General features: G+C 44.9%; 7 protein-coding genes. 4 read left to right on the top strand and 3 right to left on the bottom strand.

What is annotated here, in order from left to right; all coding sequences use genetic code 11:
- The first annotated feature begins 34 nt into the window (after window positions 1-34).
- The gene (locus AB1466_05300) at window positions 35-2752 is read left to right on the top strand and encodes a UPF0182 family protein (GenBank protein ID MEW6189510.1); all 2718 of its coding nucleotides are present in this window, start codon (window positions 35-37) and stop codon (window positions 2750-2752) included.
- Window positions 2753-3029: 277 nt separating this feature from the next.
- On the opposite strand, the gene AB1466_05295 is transcribed toward AB1466_05300, so the two are convergent.
- Both AB1466_05295 and AB1466_05290 read right to left on the bottom strand, forming a co-directional pair.
- The gene (locus AB1466_05295) at window positions 3030-4295 is read right to left on the bottom strand and encodes a glycosyltransferase 87 family protein (protein ID MEW6189509.1); all 1266 of its coding nucleotides are present in this window, start codon (window positions 4293-4295) and stop codon (window positions 3030-3032) included.
- Between the two features lie 102 nt (window positions 4296-4397).
- Window positions 4398-4526, bottom strand: a complete 129-nt coding sequence (locus tag AB1466_05290; GenBank protein ID MEW6189508.1) for a hypothetical protein — start codon at window positions 4524-4526, stop codon at window positions 4398-4400.
- A gap of 177 nt (window positions 4527-4703) precedes the next feature.
- On the opposite strand from AB1466_05290, the gene nth reads away from it, so the two are divergent.
- From nth to mutM, 3 genes are all read left to right on the top strand, one after another.
- A complete protein-coding gene (gene nth, locus AB1466_05285) occupies window positions 4704-5351 on the top strand; it encodes an endonuclease III (protein MEW6189507.1) in 648 nt (215 codons plus the stop codon).
- A gap of 190 nt (window positions 5352-5541) precedes the next feature.
- The gene (locus AB1466_05280; GenBank protein ID MEW6189506.1) at window positions 5542-5898 is read left to right on the top strand and encodes a molybdenum cofactor biosynthesis protein MoaE; all 357 of its coding nucleotides are present in this window, start codon (window positions 5542-5544) and stop codon (window positions 5896-5898) included.
- 25 nt (window positions 5899-5923) lie between these two features.
- Window positions 5924-6715, top strand: coding sequence for a DNA-formamidopyrimidine glycosylase (gene mutM / locus AB1466_05275; protein ID MEW6189505.1), 792 nt, complete (start codon window positions 5924-5926; stop codon window positions 6713-6715).
- A 2-nt stretch (window positions 6716-6717) separates the two neighbouring features.
- Here the strand turns inward: mutM and AB1466_05270 are convergent, their stop codons facing one another.
- Window positions 6718-7146 (bottom strand): DUF86 domain-containing protein, encoded by a 429-nt coding sequence (locus AB1466_05270; protein MEW6189504.1) that lies wholly within the window; start codon window positions 7144-7146, stop codon window positions 6718-6720.
- Window positions 7147-7218: the final 72 nt, after the last annotated feature.

Below are 7218 nucleotides of genomic sequence, written 5' to 3'. Positions count from 1 at the left end.
ATAAAGGTAAATCTGTTTAAAGCGAGGGGCAAATATGAGAAGGATCAAATGGATTCTGATTTTAATCCTTGCATTGATTTTGCTGAGCTTGGGAAAAGCGGCTGGACTTTACACCGACTGGTTGTGGTTTAAAAGGATAGGGTATGCATCAGTCTTCTTGAAAATTCTATCGACTCAAGTTCTCCTCGCGTTGCTTTCCGGGGTTTTCTTCCTCATCATCTTTTACGTAAATGTTATCCTCGCTAGATATCTTTCTCCAAAATATGTAACCATCGAACAGGAGTTAATTGAGATCTATAGAGGAGTCTATAGGAAATACTTCAATTTAATCTTATTGGTCATTGCGTTATTCTTCAGCGCCATCGCCGCGGGTAGTTTTGCAGATCAATGGAATATGGTCTTGCGCTATCTCCATCAAGTCCCCTTCAAAGTCGCCGATCCCATTTTCCACCGCGATGTAGGTTTCTATGTTTTTACCTTACCCTTCTACCGCTATTTATGGTGGTGGGTTTTGTATTCACTGGTGGTTGCTCTGCTGGCTTCGATCTTCGTGTACTGGTTTGAGGGAGCCATTCTATTCAGGAGGAGGGAGACTCGCCTCTCAAGACTGGTGAGGATCGTACCTCAGGCCAAAGCACATCTTTCAGTATTATGCGGATTAATTTTGGTCGTCATCGCCTGGGGCTATAGGCTGAACATATACGAGCTTTTATATTCTCCGCGAGGGGTGGCTTTTGGAGCGAGCTATACCGATATTCATGCTCAACTTCCGGCCCTGAAGCTCCTGATCATCATGTCTTTATTTTGCGCCGCTCTCTTTATAATCAATATTTATTACCGTGGTTGGAGGCTTCCCGTCACGGGCATAAGTTTACTCATACTGGCTTCTATCGTAGCTGGCACCATCTATCCCGCCATCGTCCAGCAGTATCGGGTTCTGCCCAATGAGATTGCCAAGGAAAGACCATATATCAGGCTGAACATCGAATATACTCGAAAGGCCTACGATTTAAACAAAATAAAAGAGCGAGAATTTCCAGCCACAGAAACTTTGACTTTGGATGATATCCGAAAGAATGAGGCCACGATAAAAAATGTAAGGCTCTGGGATTGGCGCCCTTTAAGGAAAACTTATGGTCAGATACAGGAAATAAGATTGTATTATAATTTCCGAGACGTCGACATCGACCGCTATCACTTGGATGGTGAGTATCGGCAGGTTACCCTATCTGCAAGGGAATTAGCACAGGATCAACTTCCCCCGGCTGCAAAAACTTGGATTAACCGACATTTGGTCTATACCCATGGACATGGTCTGGTCATGAATCCCGTGAATACGGTCACTCCAGAGGGTTTGCCAGATTTGCTCATTAAGGATATCCCACCGAGATCAAAGGTCAATCTGAAAATCATTCGCCCAGGAATATACTACGGAGAGGTAGCCAATGAGTATGTCATAGTGAAGACCAAGGAAAGGGAGTTTGATTATCCCAAGGGCGACAAAAATAAATGGACCACTTACAAGGGACGGGGTGGAGTTCCAGTCAAATCTCTCCTTGGAAAGCTCGCCTTCGCTTTGAGATTCGGGAGCATAAAGATTCTCCTTTCCGATGCAATCACGTCCAGAAGTAGATTCATGTATTATCGCCAAATTACTCAGCGTGTAAGGAAAATAGCACCATTTTTGTATTACGATCCCGATCCATACCTCGTCGTCTCTGAAGACGGCAAACTCTACTGGATTCAGGATGCCTATACCATCACCGATATGTATCCCTATTCCGAACCCTTTAAGGGCAGAGACTTTGATGGGCACGGTAACTACATCCGAAATTCCGTGAAGATGGTCATCGATGCCTATAATGGAGATGTTGTTTTCTATCTTCTGGACAAGGAGGATCCGCTCATAAATACCTACGCCAAAATTTTTCCCGATTTATTCATGCCCTTCGAGGTCATGCCCTTTGATTTGAAGAAGCACGTTAGATATCCTGAACAGTTATTCAGAGTCCAGGCTCAAATGTACTGTACCTACCATATGCAAGATCCTCAAGTCTTCTACAACAAGGAAGATTTGTGGACCCTTCCAGAGGAGATTTATGAGGAAGGTGAGCAGAAGATAGAGCCGTATTATATCATCATGAGGCTGCCGGATCATCCAAAGGAAGAATTCATCCTCATGTCACCGTTCACACCCGCGAATCGGGATAATATGATCGCTTGGGTGTGTGCCAAGTGCGACCTACCGGATTATGGGGAGCTTTTAGTCTACAAGTTTCCCAAGGAAAAACTGATTTACGGACCCATGCAGATCGAGGCACGCATCAATCAGCATCCTGAAATTTCCAGACAATTGACCCTTTGGGGTCAGAGAGGCTCTCGAGTGATTCGAGGTAACTTGCTCGTCATTCCCATTGAACAATCACTCCTCTACATCGAGCCTCTTTATTTGGAGGCAGAGCAAACAAAGCTTCCCGAACTAAAGAGGGTGATCGTTGCCTTCAGCAATCGCATTGCCATGGAAGAAAACCTCGAGACGACGTTGCGGGTAATATTCGGAGAGAGGGAAGTGCCCCGCGAGCGGATAAAACCTCCCCAGGAGGAAGAATTGCCCATCGGAAAACTCATCGATGCCGCTATTACTCACTTCAATGAGGCTCAGGAGCGACTCAAAGCTGGCGATTGGGCGGGCTTCGGTGAAGAGATCAAGAAGCTCGAAAACTACTTAAAGAAGCTTGAAGAGCAAACCTAGTATCGTCACTCGGAGTCAAACCTATTCGTGTACCACCGCATCCACGGTCCGGCTACAACACGCCCGGTGGCTTGGAGCGCACCGGGACTGACTCTTTGCCTGCTTGCTCTTCCGTGGGCGCTATGGCATTGCTGCATTACCTGGCTTCTTCTAGCAATGCTAGCAATTTTAGTCATTCTCTCCTTTGGCGGCAACGCAGTTATAAGGGGCTCATTCGTCTGCAAATATTGTAAACAAAGAGAAATCGGTTGCCCCAAGGAGAAAGCATTTAGAAACCTCATTGCTTTAAATCCCCGAATATTATCAATAACAAAAATGTGAATGGGTAATCCAGGTAGTTTCCGTGAAAGTAACGGGAGAAATATTGGAAGATAAAGAGCGTAATCAAATAACCGGTCAACACCATTGAAAGAGTATTGTAGCGATATTGTCTCCACAGAAGTAAGATCATCAGCGGAAAAACCAGGAGGACATAGAATATCCAGAAGGGGAAATAATCCGTGGGCTTTACAAATTTAAGTGCGACGAGGGTTCCACCGATTCCCCATCCTCCCATGGGCCAGCTGATTTTGGCTCTTCCCGAAGGAAAATCGATCACATCGTCTTTAAAGCTCGCATGGTCCCAGGCGAGAAAGGGAGCCATGAAAATAAGAACAACTAGAAGAATTACCAGGATATTTTTCGCTAGCGAGGTTTTATCTCTTTCTTTGAATCGGTAGAGGTATAGAAGGTAAAAGGGAGTCAGCAACCAGGCGAATTGCTTAGTAACCAGGGCTAACCCAAAGGATAGAGCCGACAGTAAAAAATTTTTGATTTTTAAAGCGTAGATGGTCAGGATGAGCAATCCCATGAGCAATATGTCATTAACTCCCCACGACAGATAATGCAAAAAATTGGGATTCAGTGCAAACAGGGTGACTAAGCAGATTTTGTTGGAATAATCGCGGGGGAATTTGAGCAAGAGAAAAATGGTCAGAAGATAAACCGCAAGATATATCAGGCGAAGGTCGAACCATCCGAGAAGAACTTTACAGGTGAGATAAAAGGGCAAGGGAGAGATAAAAATGAATGGAAGATAAATGTAGTGGGTGAGGGTCGTCGATTCAGGCCATTTATCCGCCCAATGCTTCATGGGCGTTTGAAAATAATCTTCGGAGTAGGGATTTTTCCCTAGCAGGATCATCTTCATCGCTTCTTCCGTTTGAACCACTCCGTCGTGGCAAAATTCATGGGGTTGAGATTGAAGTCTTAATCCAATCCTCACGGCTCCGGGTAGGATGCCCACGAGCAAGATGAGTATTCCAAGCATACACATTTTCCATTTAAAGGCATCCTTTTCCCTTATTTGCTCCTTGTTTCGAGCGATGATATCGAATAGTAGATAAATGATGGCAACTAGAATAGTTGTGGAGGGGAAGAGGAGGAGAAATTTCGGTTCGGCTAGAGAGATCACTGACTTGAGTTGGTGCAGATTGATGATGACGCACAGCAAGATGAAGAGAGCATCCCTCGATGGCAGGGATAAAACTTGGGGTTTACGCATGAATAGAACAACTCCCCAGTTTGTTTCATTTCTTTGCGTTGCGAGATTTCAATTGGTCGGATGATAAGGTATACTATACCGGTTTTATTGGGGAGTCAATTCTTAAACCCTTAAAACCAGTCTTATTTTCTGCACCGAGGTTTGTTCGTAGTCTAACTCATAAAACAAATCCCGAGCTGTTTTCAGTAACTCGATTTTACGTTCTTCGGGGTCTTTTACCACACGACCCAATGTATCCTCCTTCCGGTCAGACTCGATATGCTGATTTACCAGGCATGATAAATCTTAACTTAAAAATTTGCCTGTCTACCGTCAGGTAGACTTTTCATTCCATTCAACTTAATGTTGAAGAATCATTCAAAGAAGGGTAGATTTGAAATAAGATTTTAACCTCGCAGGTGAGGGGCTATGAGGAGGTCTGACCTTATTTTTGGTGAAGCCATAAGGATCATCGCCGAGAATTACTCGGTGCCACTTTGGGCTAAAGATCTTTCCCCCTTCGAGGTTCTGGTTTCCACCATCCTTTCACAGGCGACCGAGCGGCGGGGGAATATCAAAGCCTTTGAGAACCTTAAGGATAAATTTGAAATGACCCCGGAAAGCTTCCTTCAAGCCGATGTCGCCGAGCTTGCGGAATGCATCCGCCCCGCTGGTCTCCACCGTGCCAAAGCGTCCAAGCTTAAAAGACTCGCCGCAGTTTTACTCGATCAATACGAGGGCGATTTAATGAAGATCCTACGGCTTCCAGAGGGTGAGGCAAGAGAGAGATTGATGGAGTTACCGGGGGTGGGACCCAAAACTGCGGATGTGCTACTCAATTTCGTTGCCGGACGTGATGTCTTCCCCGTCGATACACACATCATAAGGATTGCCAGGAGATTGGGCATGGTGGATAAGAAAGCCAGTTACGATGAGATCAAAGCGGCTTTTGAGAAGGTGATACCAGCGGGTGAAAAGCGAAGGGTACATCTGGCTTTGATCGAATTCGGGAGAAATGTTTGCGGGGCGAGACCCAGGTGCGAGGCTTGCCCAATTTTCAGCTTCTGTGAGAAGTAAGAATTTTGATGGATATCTACTATTTGCGCGTCAATTTGCAAATTGCGCCTGAAAATTTAAATTTTGTGTAATTTCTCTGCCTGCTAAACAGGTAGTGAAGGGACGGTCCCCAATAGGACTGTCTCCCAGGATTTTGAATCGGGGCATCGAAGTTGAAATATGGAAATTTTTAAAAAAGGAGGATTTTTTGGTGCGGATAGCTGAACTACTACAGAGCATTAAGAACCACCCGGATTTTGACCGAGTAGGTATGATCCTCTGTCACAATGGAGTGGTCAGGGGCTTCTCCAGGGATGGACGGAGGGTAACCGGAGTAAAGGTCGACGTCGAGCGCGAAAGGTTGGATGAGTTAATCAAGGAAATGAAGGCTCGCCCTGGGATAACGGATATCCTCGTGGAGGTATATGAAGGCCAATTATCCGTGGGCGACGACATCATGTGCGTACTCGTAGCCGGCGACATACGAGATAATGTCTTTCCGGTTTTAAAAGAAACGGTTGACCGAATCAAGAAAGAGATTCTTAGAAAAGAAGAGGATATAGTGTAAATTATCGGGGAGTGCGGTGGAATTCATGCCGGAGTTACCGGACGTCGAAGCCGTGATTGACAGAATAAAGGGCGATGTTCTGAGGGAAATCTTCAAGGACGTTGAAATATTCATCCCCGATCCCATCCAACTACCCTCCTGGCCCGAATTCAAGGAAAGACTCGTGGGCGCCAAGATCCTCGATATTTGGCGGCGGGGCAAATTCATCCTTTTTCCTTTAAGCAACGGTTTTACTTTCATCGTTCATCTGCGGATGACCGGGAATTTAATCTATTGCGATCCTCAGGAGGAAATACACAAGCATACCCGCGTCGTTTTTACCTTTGAAAATGGAAAGCAACTTCGTTTCATCGATCAGCGGAAGCTGGGGAAGATGTATGTGGTTCCCGACGAGGACTTCAGCGGAATAAAGGCTCTATACACCATGGGTCCCGAGCCCCTGAGTGAGGATTTTACACTCGATGTATTCAACGAACTGTTGAAGAAAAGAAAGGGCAGGATAAAAAGTTTACTCATGGATCAAAGCTTCATCGCCGGGATCGGAAACGTCTACGGCGATGTGATTCTATGGCAGGCGAAGATTCATCCCCAAAGGCGTGTAGACGAGTTGAACTCCGCAGAGATCAGGGGATTATTTCACAGCATAAAGGAAGTACTCCATGAATCGGTGAGAAATTACTATTCAATCCATGAGCGCCCCGATTGGTTCCTGATGGGGCGAAGGGAAGGCATCTGCCCCAGGTGTGCCTACCCGTTGGATGCCGTAAAAATCCAGGGAAGATATTCGCATTTTTGTCCGAGATGCCAGCCTCGCTAACTTCACCTGCACTGCAAGAACTTTTGAATATATTCGATATATCGAGGGAATTGTTTGAGAGCATCCTTTATGCTGGCGTGAACAATTCTATCATCGATTTTGTTATATTCGTGAATGAGACGACTTCGCAATCCCGTAGAGGGTGCGATTTTCAGGGCAAAATCCGGGGGGATAATTTTATTTTCTCCAAGTTTTATAAAGGAATCATAATTGTCAGCTGGAGCAATTTTAAATATTTTGGCTAGGATATAATTATTGATATCTATGGCACATTGTATTAAATTGATGAGAGTTTTCTCGATACCCCTCTTTCGAAAGATATCCGCTTGATAATTTTCAAGTGAAATATCCTTTATCGCTTCTAAGTCCTGTAGGTAACCTTTTAAAGAGAGGTTTTTTCTTTCTATGACCTCCGAATCAAAGGGAGACATATTTTTTCCTTTCCTCTAGGTATTCTTTGAGTAATTCTTCCTCAATTTTTCGTATCTCCTTAGTATCTTGGT

The sequence above is a fragment of the Actinomycetota bacterium genome, assembly GCA_040755895.1.
Lineage (GTDB): Bacteria > Actinomycetota > Aquicultoria > Subteraquimicrobiales > Subteraquimicrobiaceae > Subteraquimicrobium.
This window is presented reverse-complemented; position numbering and strand designations above follow the sequence as displayed.

What these genes read in the sequence shown, in the direction of transcription:
- AB1466_05300 (MEW6189510.1), top strand. Translation starts at nt 35, where the DNA reads ATGAGAAGGATCAAATGGATTCTGATTTTAATCCTTGCATTGATTTTG.
- AB1466_05295 (MEW6189509.1), bottom strand. Translation starts at nt 4,295, where the DNA reads ATGCGTAAACCCCAAGTTTTATCCCTGCCATCGAGGGATGCTCTCTTC.
- nth (MEW6189507.1), top strand. Translation starts at nt 4,704, where the DNA reads ATGAGGAGGTCTGACCTTATTTTTGGTGAAGCCATAAGGATCATCGCC.
- mutM (MEW6189505.1), top strand. Translation starts at nt 5,924, where the DNA reads ATGCCGGAGTTACCGGACGTCGAAGCCGTGATTGACAGAATAAAGGGC.
- AB1466_05270 (MEW6189504.1), bottom strand. Translation starts at nt 7,146, where the DNA reads ATGTCTCCCTTTGATTCGGAGGTCATAGAAAGAAAAAACCTCTCTTTA.